At 41.9% G+C, this 15,564-nt stretch carries 18 protein-coding genes; 1 reads left to right on the top strand and 17 read right to left on the bottom strand.

Annotated features, from left to right (window positions below):
* Window positions 1-127 precede the first annotated feature (127 nt).
* Genes C6347_RS11170 through C6347_RS11140 form a run of 7 tightly spaced genes read right to left on the bottom strand, consistent with a single transcriptional unit; the run spans window position 128 to window position 5,699 of the window.
* Window positions 128-1,111, bottom strand: a complete 984-nt coding sequence (locus C6347_RS11170; protein ID WP_060596729.1) for a biotin--[acetyl-CoA-carboxylase] ligase — start codon at window positions 1,109-1,111, stop codon at window positions 128-130.
* Window positions 1,084-2,286: a CCA tRNA nucleotidyltransferase gene (locus C6347_RS11165; RefSeq protein WP_066030735.1), complete on the bottom strand. Its 1,203-nt coding sequence runs from the start codon at window positions 2,284-2,286 to the stop codon at window positions 1,084-1,086. The genes C6347_RS11170 and C6347_RS11165 overlap by 28 nt, the downstream gene beginning before the upstream one ends.
* A complete protein-coding gene (bshA, locus tag C6347_RS11160; protein WP_066030734.1) occupies window positions 2,279-3,424 on the bottom strand; it encodes an N-acetyl-alpha-D-glucosaminyl L-malate synthase BshA in 1,146 nt (381 codons plus the stop codon). The genes C6347_RS11165 and bshA overlap by 8 nt, the downstream gene beginning before the upstream one ends.
* Before the next feature lie 2 nt (window positions 3,425-3,426).
* Window positions 3,427-4,131: a bacillithiol biosynthesis deacetylase BshB1 gene (gene bshB1, locus C6347_RS11155; RefSeq protein ID WP_034661049.1), complete on the bottom strand. Its 705-nt coding sequence runs from the start codon at window positions 4,129-4,131 to the stop codon at window positions 3,427-3,429.
* A complete protein-coding gene (gene mgsA, locus C6347_RS11150; RefSeq protein WP_060596732.1) occupies window positions 4,118-4,537 on the bottom strand; it encodes a methylglyoxal synthase in 420 nt (139 codons plus the stop codon). The genes bshB1 and mgsA overlap by 14 nt, the downstream gene beginning before the upstream one ends.
* A gap of 17 nt (window positions 4,538-4,554) precedes the next feature.
* Window positions 4,555-5,358, bottom strand: a complete 804-nt coding sequence (dapB, locus tag C6347_RS11145; protein WP_066030733.1) for a 4-hydroxy-tetrahydrodipicolinate reductase — start codon at window positions 5,356-5,358, stop codon at window positions 4,555-4,557.
* A 5-nt stretch (window positions 5,359-5,363) separates the two neighbouring features.
* Window positions 5,364-5,699, bottom strand: coding sequence for a nucleotide pyrophosphohydrolase (locus C6347_RS11140; protein ID WP_003215805.1), 336 nt, complete (start codon window positions 5,697-5,699; stop codon window positions 5,364-5,366).
* Between the two features lie 137 nt (window positions 5,700-5,836).
* Between C6347_RS11140 and C6347_RS11135 the strand changes: the two genes are divergently transcribed.
* Window positions 5,837-6,709, top strand: a complete 873-nt coding sequence (locus C6347_RS11135; protein WP_106031060.1) for a YitT family protein — start codon at window positions 5,837-5,839, stop codon at window positions 6,707-6,709.
* A 32-nt stretch (window positions 6,710-6,741) separates the two neighbouring features.
* Here C6347_RS11135 and ypjB read toward each other — a convergent pair whose 3' ends face one another.
* The 10 genes from ypjB to C6347_RS11085 form a co-directional block, all read right to left on the bottom strand.
* Complete coding sequence (ypjB, locus tag C6347_RS11130; RefSeq protein ID WP_066030732.1) at window positions 6,742-7,545, bottom strand: sporulation protein YpjB; 804 nt, start codon at window positions 7,543-7,545, stop codon at window positions 6,742-6,744.
* Between the two features lie 65 nt (window positions 7,546-7,610).
* On the bottom strand, window positions 7,611-8,204 hold the full coding sequence (gene lhaT / locus C6347_RS11125) for a lipoprotein heptaprenylglyceryl N-acetyltransferase LhaT (protein WP_034661054.1): 594 nt from the start codon (window positions 8,202-8,204) through the stop codon (window positions 7,611-7,613).
* A gap of 100 nt (window positions 8,205-8,304) precedes the next feature.
* Window positions 8,305-9,072: a menaquinol-cytochrome c reductase cytochrome b/c subunit gene (locus tag C6347_RS11120; RefSeq protein ID WP_003215888.1), complete on the bottom strand. Its 768-nt coding sequence runs from the start codon at window positions 9,070-9,072 to the stop codon at window positions 8,305-8,307.
* A 43-nt stretch (window positions 9,073-9,115) separates the two neighbouring features.
* The gene (qcrB, locus tag C6347_RS11115; protein WP_003215804.1) at window positions 9,116-9,790 is read right to left on the bottom strand and encodes a menaquinol-cytochrome c reductase cytochrome b subunit; all 675 of its coding nucleotides are present in this window, start codon (window positions 9,788-9,790) and stop codon (window positions 9,116-9,118) included.
* A gap of 2 nt (window positions 9,791-9,792) precedes the next feature.
* The gene (locus C6347_RS11110) at window positions 9,793-10,299 is read right to left on the bottom strand and encodes a ubiquinol-cytochrome c reductase iron-sulfur subunit (RefSeq protein WP_007500911.1); all 507 of its coding nucleotides are present in this window, start codon (window positions 10,297-10,299) and stop codon (window positions 9,793-9,795) included.
* Between the two features lie 144 nt (window positions 10,300-10,443).
* On the bottom strand, window positions 10,444-10,890 hold the full coding sequence (locus tag C6347_RS11105) for a YpiF family protein (protein ID WP_034661055.1): 447 nt from the start codon (window positions 10,888-10,890) through the stop codon (window positions 10,444-10,446).
* A 61-nt stretch (window positions 10,891-10,951) separates the two neighbouring features.
* Window positions 10,952-11,491, bottom strand: a complete 540-nt coding sequence (locus C6347_RS11100; protein WP_008344562.1) for a ReoY family proteolytic degradation factor — start codon at window positions 11,489-11,491, stop codon at window positions 10,952-10,954.
* A 75-nt stretch (window positions 11,492-11,566) separates the two neighbouring features.
* The gene (locus tag C6347_RS11095) at window positions 11,567-12,838 is read right to left on the bottom strand and encodes a tetratricopeptide repeat protein (protein WP_066030731.1); all 1,272 of its coding nucleotides are present in this window, start codon (window positions 12,836-12,838) and stop codon (window positions 11,567-11,569) included.
* A 290-nt stretch (window positions 12,839-13,128) separates the two neighbouring features.
* Window positions 13,129-14,415, bottom strand: coding sequence for a 3-phosphoshikimate 1-carboxyvinyltransferase (gene aroA / locus C6347_RS11090; protein WP_060596737.1), 1,287 nt, complete (start codon window positions 14,413-14,415; stop codon window positions 13,129-13,131).
* A 10-nt stretch (window positions 14,416-14,425) separates the two neighbouring features.
* Complete coding sequence (locus C6347_RS11085) at window positions 14,426-15,541, bottom strand: prephenate dehydrogenase (protein ID WP_060596839.1); 1,116 nt, start codon at window positions 15,539-15,541, stop codon at window positions 14,426-14,428.
* Window positions 15,542-15,564: the final 23 nt, after the last annotated feature.

Raw genomic sequence — 15,564 nt, 5'->3', positions numbered from 1 at the left:
AATCATCCCTCTGTCCAAGTCCCTTAGGATCAAGGCAGAAATTTATCAAATTTTTGTTTCTACAGGTACAGCTCTTTTTCAGATACTGCCCACACGAAGTATATCAAAAATGTGCCGGGTGTTCCACTTAAGTTGACTTTATCTCGATGTCTGCGGAGTAGATTTTTTGAATACCTTCCTCCGTTTCAAGCAATAAAACACCTTCTTCATTGATTCCGAGCGCTTTTCCAGTGTATTGCCCATTGACGGTGCGGGCAACAATATGCTGACCGATCGTCATCGCATACGATTCCCATAATTGTTTAATCGGTGTAAATCCATGCTTCATATAATCGTCATACCTTTTTTCAAAGGTGGACATGATCTGTTGTATGAGCGCAGCACGGTCCACTTTTTCATTCAGTTCCATTCGCAGGCTTGTGGCGACATCCTTTAGTTCATCCGGAAAGTCATCAGCCGTTTGGTTCACATTAATGCCTGGACCAATTATCACCGCATGAACCTGGTCCGCCTCTGCTTTTAATTCGGTTAGAATGCCAACGACCTTTTTCCCGTTTAACAAAATATCGTTTGGCCATTTAATGGATGGACTGAGTCCTGTTTGCTCTGCAATGGCTTCTGCGATGGCTACAGATGCTAAAAGCGTCATCTGCGGCGCTTTGTGCAGCGGAATTTCAGGCCGTAGAACGAGACTCATCCAGATGCCTGTCCCATTTGGTGAATGCCACGTTCTTTGAAGGCGGCCTTTCCCGTTTGTCTGATGATCACTGACAACGAGCGTACCGTGGGGCGCACCTTCATTTACAAGATCATGGGCAATCAGCTGTGTGGAGGCGACTTCTTTCTGAAAATAAATGTGCCTGCCAAAGCTCTCTGTTTCTAGACCAAACAGAATTTCATCCTCACTAATTTTGTCCGGTTTACGAAGCAGGCGATATCCCTTTCTTCTGACGGCTTCTACCTCATAGCCCTCTTTTCTGAGGCCCTCTATATGCTTCCAGACAGCCGTTCGAGAACAGCCAAGCTCATCACATATTTGCTGACTTGAGACAAAGTCCTCACTTGATGCTGTAAATAGTTCGATTAATCGTTTTCTAATTGCTGATCGCATGCTGTAAGCCACTCCTCTATGGCTTTTTTTCGGTTTTCCAAATGATTTTGCAGAACGGCTTTTTTCACCAAATCGAGCTCTTCTGCGATCCATTTTCCTGATGTCTTTTGCCGAAAGGCCATTAAATCTTTTCCTGAAACAGCGAGGTCTTGAAGCGTTTTAATCGGAAGGGCATCATAAGAACGCTTCGCTGCCTCAAGCTCGTCAAAGAAAATGCGGCGCTCGTGTTTTAGCTGTGAGATCTTCAAACTAGATAAGAGCACGTGTTCACCAGCCTCAAACATCTTCTCCGCATCCCAGTCACAATCGACGTATTGGCTAATAGCCATCGCGTCTTTCAAAAGCTTTGTTGACAGCTTCCATTCTTTTAAGAAGAGCACAGCCTCCGCTTCATCTAAGCCAAGCAAATGGATAACAGCCCCCCATACTTCTTCTAGTCCATCCAGTAAATAATACGGAAATGATTGAAAGGATTCTTGCAGACCATCCTTTTTGAGACCCGGCAATTCTTCATACAATTTGGTAGAAATGAGCACCTTAATCGCCCGCTCACAATAACGGCCTTTTAAAAGCTTCTCCATTTCAATCTTTTTGCGTTCAACTGATATGTTGGCAAGCAGGTGCTTATCTTTTTTCATCGCTTCAGCCGTTTCTGCAGCGAGCTCAAAGCCAAGCTGGCTTAAAAAACGGACCGCTCTCATCATACGAAGCGCGTCTTCCTGAAAGCGGCACGCAGGATCTCCTACGGTTTGAATTCGTTTCCGCTCAATATCCTGTTTGCCCCCTACATGGTCAATGATCTCCCCATTTATATCCATGGCCATCGCATTGATCGTTAAATCTCTTCTTAAAAGATCTTCCTTCAATGATGTGATAAACGCCACTTCTTTCGGTCTGCGAAAATCTTCATATTCTGATTCAGTTCGAAACGTCGTCACCTCATAGCTGACCCCATCATGTAACACGATGACAGTGCCATGCTCTTTGCCAACATCAACTGTTTTTTCAAATAAGGATTCGACCGTATCAGGCGTTGCATCTGTTGCTATATCGATATCGCCGATTTCCCTGCCTAAAAGGACATCTCTCACTGCTCCGCCGACAAAGTAAGCCTGATGCCCATGTTCGTGCAGTGTATGTAAAATAGGGATCGCATGTGTGAATGGTTCATTCATGTTCATCATCACCTTCGATCAATTCTAGGTAAAGCTCTTCATATTCACTCACAATTTTTTCAGAAGAGAAATGGGCCTGAACACTAGACTGGGCCGACGCAGACACTTGTTCATGAAGCGCTTTGTCTTTGAGTATAGAGACTGCGTGTTTAGCTGCCGCGTCTATATCGCCGAGCGGGACAAGGAAACCTGTTTCTCCATGTGTAATGACCTCTGGAATCCCGCCAACATCAGTCCCAATACATGGGACACCGCATGCCATCGCCTCAAGAAGCACAAGTCCGAAGCTCTCTTTCTCAGAAAGAAGCAGCTTCAAATCACTGATGGAATACAGCTCTTCTACTTTCTCTTGCTTTCCTAAAAATAACACGCGGTCTGTCAGCCCCAGTTTTTTCACGAGTTCGCATACGACCGATTTTTCAGGACCATCACCGATGAGCAGCAGCTTTGCCTGCACCTGTTCTGAGATCTTTTTAAACACATGAACGACATCATGCACCCGTTTGACCTTTCGAAAATTTGATACATGGATGACGACCTTATCGTCCGGTAAAAGACCATAATGTGTCTTTAGCACTTCGTGATCTTCGCGCAAATACACCCGTTCATCGACAAAATTATGGATCGTCTCGATCTTTTTATTTGGTTTGATAAGGTCATACGTCTGCGCAGCTAATGAATGCGACACCGCCGTTACCCGGTCTGATGATTCGATCGCAAATCGAATGACTTCCTTTAGTGATGGATCATAGCCTAATACCGTAATATCCGTCCCGTGAAGCGTCGTGACGACTTTCACAGAATGTCCCGTCATCTGCTTCGCTAAGAACGCACAGACGGCGTGCGGAACCGCATAATGCGCGTGAATAATATCAAGCTTCTCTCGTTTTGCGACTTCTGCCAATTTACTTGCTAATGCAAGGTCATAAGGCGGATATTGAAAAACAGCATATTGATTGACATCCACCTCATGAAAATAAATATTCGGATACACTTTATTGAGCCTAAACGGAATACTTGAGGTAATGAAATGAACATCGTGCCCTTTTTCAGCTAAACGTTTTCCAAGTTCCGTAGCAATAATGCCCGAGCCGCCGACACTTGGATAACAAGTGATTCCGACCTTCAGTTTTTTCATAATTACCCCCCAAGTAAGTCGTCATCTATCAAAAGTGGTTTCTTTGTGATAAACCCTTCTGCATAAGCTTTATTGACTTCCCTTCCATACATAGACTCTCTCATTTTGACAAAATCAATATAACCGTTCACAAGAGGTGTCTCAACTGAATTCGCCGATTTAACAAATTGGCTTTTATACGCATGCAAGCTATCAATCTTTTGGTGCATTTCCTCAGAAATATCAATCACAAAATCTGGGCGATGATGACCGTTAATCATGTAATAATACATCTGACTTATTTTATGCGCTGGCTGCTTGTATGAATCTTCAAATTTATGTATACCTGCCGAAAAAGCAGCCTCTTCTACAAGTGAGCCCGCATGACCATGATCTGGATGCCGATCTTGGTGATGCGGAGCAAAAATCAGTTTTGGCTTGTATGTTCGAATCACGCCTGCAATGTCCTTCATCGCTTCGTCATTTAGATAAAGTCCTCTGTCTGGCAGTGTGAGCTGGATTCGCGTTGACACACCTAAAATGGCGGCAGCAGCTTTTGCTTCCTCTTTACGGCTCTCTACCGTTCCATTCGAAGATAATTCGGCCTGGGTCAAGTCGCAAATCCCGACACGCGCCCCTTTTTTTACGTATTTTGCAATCGTTCCGCCCATACCGATCTCAACATCATCGCTGTGGGCACCGAATGCAAGGATATCAAGTCGTTTCATTTGTTCCTCCGTTTTTTACTACATCTCGAAAATCAAACGTGCCTTTATTTAAATTCCTGACTAAAATTTCAGCGGTCCCCATATTGGTGGCTAGTGGAATGGTATACACATCACAAAGCCGAATGAGTGCAGATACATCCGGTTCATGCGGCTGCGCGGTAAGCGGGTCTCTAAAAAAGAGCACAAGATCCATTGCATTATCAGCAATTAAAGCACCAATCTGCTGATCTCCTCCAAGTGGTCCTGACTGGAAACGATGAATGGGAAGCCCCGTCGCTTCTTTCACTCTCAAACCTGTTGTCCCTGTTGCGTAAAGTGTATGATCTGCCAATATATCACGGTACGCAATGGCAAATTGGATCATGTCACTTTTTTTCTTATCGTGAGCGATTAAAGCAATGTTCATCAGGAATCCACTCCTTATTAGTCGATGATATTTTCTAAACCATAGACGAGCTGATCAATATGCATGACCTGTTCAACTGAAAGCTTCACACCTGACATAAATGATGCACGGTTATAAGAATCATGGCGAATGGTGAGCGTCTGTCCGTCCATTCCAAACAGTACTTCTTGATGTGCAATCATACCCGGAAGTCTTACGCTGTGCAGACGGATACCGTCATAATCTGCGCCTCGTGCACCTTCGATTAATTCTTTCTCTTCTGGATGTCCCTGCTTTTTGCTTTCTCTGACTTCTGCAATCATTTCAGCTGTTTTAAGCCCAGTACCGCTCGGAGCATCTAGTTTTTTATCATGGTGAAGCTCAATGATTTCAACGTCAGGAAAGTAATTCGCTGCCATTTTGGCAAACTTCATCATTAAGACCGCACCGACAGCAAAGTTTGGCGCAATAATACAGCCTATGCTCTTTTCTTCTGTTAATTGCTGTAGCTCTTTCAGGTCAGCTTCAGAAAATCCAGTGGTTCCTACGACTGGACGGACGCCATGTTCAAGTGCCTTTTTTGTATGTACTTTCCCGATTTCTGGTGTCGTCAAATCAATTAATACATCAGGTGTTGTCTCTGAAAGACACACATCAATATCTGTATAAATTGGCGCCTCAGATGTCGTATGAATCACATCAGATAATTTTTTTCCTTCGTGCGCGTGATCAAGGGCTGCCACAAGCTCAAAATGGCTCGTTTCTTCTGCCAGCTTCACAGCCTCTATCCCCATTCTTCCTCTTGCTCCAGCGATTACTACTTTGATGGTTTGGTTCGTCATCGTCTCTACTTCCCTTCTTTTTTCGTCCAGCGGTCTTTGTCTCTTGTATTGAATTTATGCATCACACGATCGTGTGCTTCCTCTAGTGATATATCTAGTGAATTAGCGAGGCATGTTAACACAAACAAAACATCGCCAATTTCTTCTTCCATGCTTTTTTCTGTTTCCGTTGTTTTTTTCGGCTTTTCTCCATAGTAATGGTTAACCTCTCTTGCTAGCTCGCCTAATTCTTCTGTCAGACGGGCCATCATGGCAAGCGGGCTGAAATAGCCTTCTTTAAATTGTCCTATGTAATCATCTACTTCTTGCTGCACGTGACGCAGCGTTTTTTCATTCGTCATGAAGCTCATCCTCCTATCCATCTCTTACATGTTAGCGAAATCATAAATATTTGACAAATGTTTAAGACTCAGTTTGCTTGTTTCTCTCCCATACCATATAATATTATCGCTGTCTAAGCAAAAAAAGGAGTGGTCTCTTGCTAAAAGAAATTCGTCTTAAAAATATCGTATTTATTTTAATAGGATCTGCGATTTTTTCTTTCGGTCTTGTTCATTTTAATATGCAGAACAATTTGGCGGAAGGCGGATTTACAGGTATTACACTGCTTTTATATTTTCTATTCCACATTGATCCATCCATTTCAAACCTTGTCTTAAACATTCCGATCTTTTTTATCGGCTGGAAAATGCTCGGCAAAACCATGTTTACTTATACAATTGTAGGAACCGTCAGTCTTTCTGTCTTTCTTGCCATCTTCCAGCGCTTTCAAATACATATGCCTCTCCAGCACGATTTGGCGCTAGCCGCGCTCTTTGCTGGTGTGTTTATCGGAACAGGCCTCGGGATCATCTTTAAGTTCGGCGGTACAACCGGCGGCGTGGACATCATCGCAAGACTCATCAACAAGCATTATCAGGTGGCCATGGGACGAACAATGTTCATCTTCGACGCATGTGTCATTACGATTTCTCTTACTTATTTAAATTACAAAGAAGCCATGTATACACTCGTCGCAGTGTTTGTTGCCGCAAAGGTCATTGACTTCATGCAAGAAGGCGCTTACGCAGCCAAAGGCGCCATGATTATCTCTGAAAAAGATGACATCATTCAAAAGAAAATCACAGAGGAAATGGAGCGCGGTGTGACCATTTTAAAAGGGGTTGGTTCCTATACAAAACAGGAGCGCAACGTCCTTTATTGCGTCGTCCCGAAAAACGAGCTTGTCCATCTCAAAAGCGTCGTGACCTCAGTCGATCCTCATGCATTTGTATCTGTCAGTGACGTGCATGATGTGCTTGGTGAAGGCTTCACATTAGATGAACACAAAAAGCCGCTTAATCCGCATTAAAAAAAGAAGCCCAAAAATGGTGCTTCTTTTTTTTATGATTTCGGATAATCAGCCTGACGCTTTTGCTTCTTCTCTTTTTCAGCACGGTATTTCCGAAACCCAACATACGTTAACGTTAATAAAATGATACTCCCTGTTGTTAAAATGACCCATAAAAGCGATGGATCAGCTTCATCTTGATCGACGTGAGCAAACACACTCGATAAATCCTCTTCGAGCTTCGTGAGACGCTCAAGCTTTGTTCCACTTGATGCTTTTAAAAATTCACCTTGCTCAATCACTTCCATATGCTGCTTAATCGTTTGCAGCTTTTCAGGCGAAATATCAATGGTTAAACTAGGGTATATCATATCGTATAAAGAAACCAGCTCATTCCAAGTTTCATAAAACGTCGTCGACTCCGGATCCTTCACTTCTTTTTTCAAAGTAGGAAAAGACCCCATAATGGGCTTCTCCAGCGAACCCCAAAGAGGCTCAGAGTCTGACTGGATTGCATCAAGCAGCATTCTAAACTGAGAGGCATAACGAAGCTTTTCGCGCTCATTCAATTCTTCCTGCGGCAGCCCTTTTATAATATCTTGATAGCCAAGTGTAATTTGCCGAATCTGCGTATTTGTCAGAGTACCACGCCAATTCTCAGCTTTAAATGTCTTTTCAACATACAATGCGACCTGTAACGCCTCATCATATTTAGCTTGTCTCGTTAATTGAAAGATTGAATCTGATAGTTCCGTTAATTCTTGCAGCACGTTAGCGGCTGTTTCCTCGCCTTTGGCAACAGATGGCTGTAATACGAGAAAAAATAATAGAATCATCGCGATTGGCTTTCGTTTCATGCAAGTCCCTCCTAGCCCTTCTCCATACAGCGTATGAAGAAAAGGACAAGGTTAGACCAATATTGTTAAGGGAGTTCAAGCTTGACCGATTTTTTCGATAGGACGAGATAATACGAAACAAGAAGAACGGCAATACTTAACCAAAACGTGACATAGCCGATCTCGTTTGAATAGGCAGACAGCATAGAATAACGCGGCATCATACCAAATACATAATCAATCACATCGTTATGTAAAATCCATATGCCGGCTACCACCAAATGACGCATTTTAAAACGATAATACGGTGCAAACAATACAGCTTGAACCGCCATCGCAAAGTGAGACCCAATCAGCATGTATCCTTCCCACGGAAAGTCATCAACAGATAAAAGCACAAAGATATTCATTCCTACAGCCCATAACCCGTACTTAATCAAGGTCACAAGGGCAAGTGCTTCAAAATAAGGAGCGTTTCGTTTCATCAAAAACGCAAGTAGTACAAATAAAAAGAAAAAGCTTGCCGTTGGGCTGTCTGGAACAAAAGCTAAAAAGATAGCCGGCGTCTCTACAAGCTGAGGAATATACCAATAGTAGCCGTACACAGTGCCAAGGAAATTGATCATCAGGACTAGCACAAGCATGTAGCGCGTGGCTAGCAGATATTGAATCCATCTCATACGTCTCTTCACTCACGATCTGTTAAAATCAGAAAAAAGCTGACAGCGCCAGCTTTTTCTCTTTTGAGTATATCCTTGTACTTGCATTTAAACAACTGAATTATTTAGATTTGACTTCAGATAAATATTTAGAAAGCTTTTCAAGTTCTTCATCGCTACCTTTAAAGATACCCTTAGGCATGTTGCCTTTTCCTTCAACAGCGATTTTAGCTATCTCCTCAGGTGCAAGACCGTTGTCAACAAGTGACGGTCCGGCTGCTCCGCCCTGCATGTTATCCCCGTGACAGGAAATACATGTCTGCTCCTGATAAATTTTATACTCTTCCGCTGAGGTATCAATCTCTGCTTCTTTCTTAATTTCACCTTGCTTCGCCGCTGCTTCCCAATCATGAGTAGCAACAGACTCCCACGTTAAATATGTTGCTGCGCCGACTGCAAGGATCATCATCCCCACTGCAACCGGTCTTCTATACGGTCTGCGTTCAGGACCAGAATCAAGAAATGGTGCGAGCAAAAGTGCACCAAACGCAATTCCAGGCATAATCATCGCGCCAACTACTGTATAGCCTCCTGCAGCAAATTCATATTTTAATAACTGGTACAAGAATAGGAAATACCAGTCTGGCAGCGGAATATAGCCGGTATCTGTTGGATCAGCCATCCGCTCAAGCGGAGGTGCATGAACAACAGTTAGGACAAGAAATCCAATTAAAAAAACGGCACCTACAAGCCATTCCTTTAAAAGAAAGTTCGGCCAAAAGGCTTCTGTTTTTCCCGGATATTCGGAATAGTCTTTAGGTATGTTAGGTTTTCTTTCTGCCGGAATTCTGGAGTCTCCGACAAACTTCATCCCTTTTCCCCTATGCAAAGTCATCCCCTCCTCATTGAACATTCATCAAACGCAACTTTTTTTATAGCGGTCCAGAAATTCCTTGCTTACGAATCATAATAAAGTGGGCAGCCATCAGCCCAAATAATGCCGCTGGCAAGAAAAAGACATGGATAGCGAAAAATCTCGTCAGCGTTTGTGCCCCTACAATGTCAGGATGACCTGCAAGCAGCGTTTTGATCTCTTTTCCAATGAATGGTGTGGCTTCTGCAATTTGAAGACCAACCTTCGTCGCAAATAGCGCCTTCATATCCCATGGCAAGAGATATCCTGTAAAACCAAGTCCAAGCATCACAAAGAAAATGAGCACACCAACAATCCAGTTCAGCTCTCTAGGCTTTTTATACGCCCCTTGGAAAAAGACCCTTAGCGTATGTAAAAACATCATGACAATGACTAGACTCGCACCCCAGTGGTGCATCCCTCTGACAATCTGACCAAATGCCACTTCATTTTGCAAATAATAGACAGATTCCCAGGCATTTTTAATATCCGGCACATAATACATCGTTAAAAACATGCCCGAAAGGACTTGAATGACTGTCACAAAAAACGTTAAACCGCCAAAACAGTACACAAAAGCGGAGAAATGATGTGCTGGATTGACATGCTCTGGCACCTCATGATCCGCAATATCTCTCCATATTGGTGTAATGTCTAGCCGCTCATCTACCCAATCATAAATCTTGTTAAGCATCGTTACCCTTCCCCTTTCGGCACAGCTTTTCCAAGATAGAGGTATCCGTCCTTCACTTGCTGCTTATAATGGTCAAGCGGTGCAAGCGGTGGAGTTCCGGGTACGTTTGTACCATCCTTGTCGTACAGCCCATAGTGGCATGGGCAGAAAAATTTGTTTGGATTTTTCGGATCACTGTTCCAGTTCACTGTACATCCTAAATGTTTACAGATTGGCGATAAAGCGACAATTTCATCCCCTTCTTTGTACACCCATGCTGACCTAGATTCCTTTGACTCATACCATGCATCTACTTGATCAATTTTAAAGTCAAAGCGCTTCGGTTCCTTCGTCAGTTCATCTACACTGACAACTTGAACCATATCCTGATCCTCTGTTCCTTTTAGCACAGGGTCAAGCGCAAAGCGAACCATAGGCATGAGCATTCCAGCGGCCATAAATCCCCCCACGCCGGTCAACGTGTAATTCAAAAATTGACGCCTGGACACTCCATGTCTCTTCTCGCTCATTTTTTTCTCCCCCCCTCAGGTCGTCAGCTACTTTATAACTGAATTAGAAAAAATTTCATAAAACTAGGACACCCTCATAATATATCAATCTATTCACAAGGTCAACAGCCTAAAAAGCTATGTACAATGCAAATGTAAGGGTTTTTATGAAGGGTTCCACTTTTGTAACAAAAAGTTCAAAATTTGTTCTACACTGTCTTGAACGATTTTTTGCTTTAATTCTACCTTTAAATGCTCGAGCGGAACCGGCTTTAACAAAAATAGCGCTTCACTAACCGCCGCATGCTCTTTCCATTGATGATCAGATGAGATCAACACGACATGCTGAAAATGATCTTCTAGCGACTGCTTCATCGTGAAGATGTCTTCTAGTTTTCGATCATTGATCTCTACATATGTATGTGGTGGAAAAAGAAAGACCCGCCCTTTCAGCTGCCTTTCAAGTTCCTCTGCTACAAGAATGGTAAACTCACCTAAAGATACAGTTTGTTTGATTTGATTCGCATCTATTCCAACTATTGGAATGATAGCGGTATCAATGTAATCTTTAGATTGCAAAAAGCGATCCGCATCCTCCGCTTGAAACTTCATCAATTTCCCCTCTTTCATGACATAAGCCCTGCCTGTATAGGGCAAGGCTTATTCGTTCAGTTTATGACAATAGGCTTAATTCTTTTGCTAACTTATTAAATGTTTCTTGATCATGACGGTCAAGTGCCTCATCTATCTCTTTCATAAGCCGTTCTTTTTGGAACGTTGCGATCGAGTGTTCAAGCACTTTCTCCGCAAGATCCTTATCTTTTTCGTTCTCATAAAGATCCTTTGGAATATGAGGATTTGTTTCAAGCACAGCTGCATATTCCGGCGAACGATAAGCAGAACGGAAATTCAATTGAATAAACAAATCTTGCTGTTTATTCAAACGAATATCATGAAATGACTTTTCAGCATCTGTCGTCATGATGTTTTCTTTATAAAATCTAAAGGGAACTTCATCCACACAGTGTGTTGACATAATGATTCCCCTTGGGCAAAATTCTGCTTGCTCTACAAAATGAACCTTTTCCATCAAAGAGTCGTGACTCATTAAATAATTTAATATCCAAACACACTCTCTTCGTTTTAGCTGATAATGGTTTAAAAACCACCGGATGAATTCCTTCTTTTCATTGACAGAAACAGGGGTCTGCATGTTATTCCCTCCTCTATCGTAAATTAAATTGCTATACATGAATTATTCAACAAACCAGTTCTTCATTCCTGCAAACTATAAGGAAATTTCGTCTTCAATTCTTAAAATCGTTTCTTCGATTTCTTCATTCGTGCCATCTTTCTGAAGAACTTTGCGTAATAGCGGCAATGCTTCTTTTTGTCTGCCTTCTTCTAAAAGGAACGAAGCGTATTCATATAAAAAGTCACGCTCCTCATCAAAATCAGGCAGAGCCAGCTTGAAGTAATCGGCTGCTTCTTTGTATTCCTCTCGTCCAACAGAAGCAGATGCAGCATACCAATTCCATTTTGGATCATCTTCCCCAAAGCTTTTAACCTCTTTAATGACATCCAGGATTTCATCAAAAAGCTCTTCATTTAAATAGATCGCGAGCAATGTTTGAACCGCTTCAATATATCCCGGATCAAGAGCAAGTGCTTCTTGAAGCAGCTTTTTCGCATCTTCTGAATCCCCATTTTTCAAGTCAATCTTTGCACCATATAAATATAATTCTTTGTTATACTCATCAATTTTAATACCCTCTTTTACTACCTCTAAAGCCTCCTGATATAGTCCTTCTTCCTCATAACTTTTCGCTAAAGGCATATAAAGAGACGAATAAGACGGATCAATATCTTTTAGTTCTGAAAGCTGCTGAATGGCTGTTTTCGTTCTGCCGGCCCTCATCGCTGTAAATCCGTAGCCAAAAAGTGTATTCGGGTCTGTTTGATCTTTTACTGCCTTTTCGTACCATTCAAGCGCATCTTCAAATTCTCCAGCGGTGCTGAGTGATTCAGCGAGTCTCTGGTAAACATTGACGCCGCCAACCTCATGTTGTTGATCTGCGACTTTGTAGAAATAGTCGGCGGCTTTCTTTGAAAGACCTTGTGAAAAATACAATTCACCTAACGCAAAATCAATGATGGCTTCATTTGGAAGCAGTTCTTTCGCTTTTAAGAGCTTTTGTTCACTGACTTCAAATAGTCCTTGCATTTGATACAAATCTGCCATTAACAATAAACTCTCTGGATACGCATCATCATCTTCAGGAATCGTCTCTAATACCGAAATCGCCTTTTCTTCTTCATCAGAGTCAATCAGTAGCTCTGCATAAAAACATGTTAACCCTGTTTCCTCTGGATATAAATCATGTAAATCACTGATGAGATTCCGCGCTTTATCGATATCTCCCCAATCATAATATAACTGAGCTGCCTGCGCCTTTTCTTCATCATGCAAATGATTTTCTGCCTGAGCAAGTGTTTGGAGTCCTTTTTCAGTCTCACCCGCCTCAACTAATTTTATGGCTTCTTGTAATGAACTATTCAAATCAAACCGTTCCTTTCTGTTTCCAAAAACCTAAACTATTGTTACTTCATATCATAATCGACAGGTACTCATCCAGCAAATATGTTGCTCTTTTAAAATGAACCCATTTTTTTGTTTTAAAGACTGTTTTTCATTTCATCCTTTACGAAACGGAAGTTTTGTAAACTGCAAGCACCTGAAATTCATTTTTTTATCGGATAAAATGATTTTTTTCCAGGTTTCATCTTGAGACAAGCTATGCTATATTTCTTACAAATATGCATAAGGAAAGAAAAAGCCTGAGGACATCCTCAGACTGTTTTGGTTAAGTATTCAATGTGTTCAAAGAAATTCGGGTATGATACACGAACAGCATCTGTATCTTCAATCTCAACAGCTTGCTTTGTGATGCAAGCAGCAACCCCCAGCATCATACCGATTCGGTGATCTCCGTAGCTTGACACGATAGCGCCGCCTTTAAGTGTGGTTTTACCATGAATCTTCATACCATCATCAGTTGCTTCAATTTCAGCACCGAGTTTTTTAAGTTCTGACACGACGGTATCAATTCGATTGGTCTCTTTTACTTTTAACTCAGCAGCATCTTTAATAATCGTTGTTCCTTCTGCTTGTGTCGCTAGAAGCGCTATAATCGGGATTTCGTCGATGAGTCTTGAAATCATGTCACCAGAAATTTCAATCCCTTTTAATGAAGAGGTTGAAATCGTTAAATCACCATACGGTTCTCCGTCTTTTGCATCTACTTCTTTGATCTCAAGATTCGCACCCATTTGTTTCAGTACATCGATAATACCCGTTCTTGTTTTGTTTAGCCCGACATTTTTTAACACAATCCGGCTGTTAGGAACAATAGATCCAGCAACAAGGAAAAATGCAGCTGAAGAGATGTCTCCAGGAACAAATATATCTGTTGCTTTTAATGTTTGACCGCCTTCAATGGAAACACTTTGTTCATCTTCGTCTAGTTTTACACCAAACATAGAGAGCATTCTTTCTGTATGATCTCTTGATTTATGCGGTTCAGTTAATGTTGTTGTTCCCTCTGCTTGAAGTCCCGCTAAAAGGACAGCGGACTTAATTTGGGCACTTGCCACCGGAGACTCATATGAGATACCTTTTAAATGACCGCCACGAATAGACAGTGGCGTATACTCGCCGTTTGCTCTGCCATCTATTTTCGCTCCCAGTTGTTTAAGTGGACCTGTTACTCGTTGCATTGGTCTTTTAGCAATACTCTCATCACCGATCAGTGTACTGTGAAACTCACAACCAGCTAATATTCCCATCATTAATCGAATGGTTGTACCAGAATTCCCAACATCGAGGACGTCAGACGGCTCCTTGAGCTCTTTCAGTCCCTTACCGTGGATCACAACATCTGTCCCTTTTTGTTCAATTTCAACGCCCATCTTTCTAAAGCAATCAATCGTACTTAAACAATCGGCTCCAGGAAGAAAGTTTTTCACCACTGTAGTCCCATCAGCAATTGCACCAAACATCACTGATCTATGAGAAATGGATTTATCACCTGGAATATGAATGACTCCATTCATAGGAGCATTTTTATGAATTTTCATGTTTGTCACCTCAGTCAGCATAAAATGTATCGTAATTCGCTCTATTTTTTATACAGATCTCTGCACGCTTACGGTCGTCATCTGTTTGAAAACTAATGCGCAAAATCCCATTAATGTCTTCTCGCGTTTCAATAATACGGATATTCGTAATACTGATGTTTTCATTTGCTAAATGCCCTGTAATCTCCGAAATGACCCCAGGGTGATCTGGAACATCCACATAAAGGTCATAAAAAGCAGGAATGGCACCTTTTTTCCTAAGAGGAAGTCCATCGCGATATTCCTTTGCCTCTTGAAAATAAGAGAACAAGCCTTCAGCGTCTTCTTGCTGTACAAAGGTCTCAATGCGGTCGATCTCTTTTTTCCATTCATGAAACCGATCTAAAATCTTGTTTTTGTTGTGCAGAAGGATATCTCGCCACATTGCAGGATTGCTTGAAGCAATACGTGTAATGTCACGAAAGCCTCCAGCAGCAAACCGTTTGACAAGTGGGAATTGTTCTTCAAAATGATGTGCTTGATGCACAAGGCTGGCTGCAACAATATGAGGGAAATGACTAATCACACTTGTTACACCATCATGTTCTTCTGGAGTCATCTCAATGAAATGAGCATTTGTCCCCTTTAACAAGTCCTTCAAACGATCAACAGCCTGGCGATTTGTTTCCTTTGCCGGCGTTAAAATGTAGAATGCATTTTCAAATAAAAAGTCTTTCGCTGCAATGACTCCTGACTTATGAGAGCCTGCCATCGGATGTCCACCAATAAATTGGTAGTGCTTAGGAAGCGTTTTTTCAGCAAAATGGACGACCTTTTGCTTTGTGCTGCCAACATCGGTAATTGTGAGCTCTCTCTCAATTCCAGAGTTTGCAATCTCACGAAGCATCTTGACTGTTTGCTGAACTGGTGTTGCCAATATAATAGTCGCAGATTCATCCAAACCTGCCGCAAATGAATCAGCTGCTAAATCAATGATACCCAACTTTGTTGCCGCAACCATTTGTTCTTTGGACACATCGTATCCTACAATTTTTTTATGGGGATACTCTTTTTTAATCGACAGTGCGATGGAACCTCCAATTAAGCCAAGTCCAGCGATTAATATTGTTTCGTTTGCATCATTCATGTTCATCACCTGTTTTTTCACGA

Origin of the sequence: Bacillus sp. NMTD17 (genome assembly GCF_002998735.1) — a bacterium.
Taxonomy (GTDB): domain Bacteria; phylum Bacillota; class Bacilli; order Bacillales; family Bacillaceae; genus Bacillus.
Note: the sequence above shows the minus strand (reverse complement) of the source record. Positions and strands in the feature narration are given on the sequence as shown.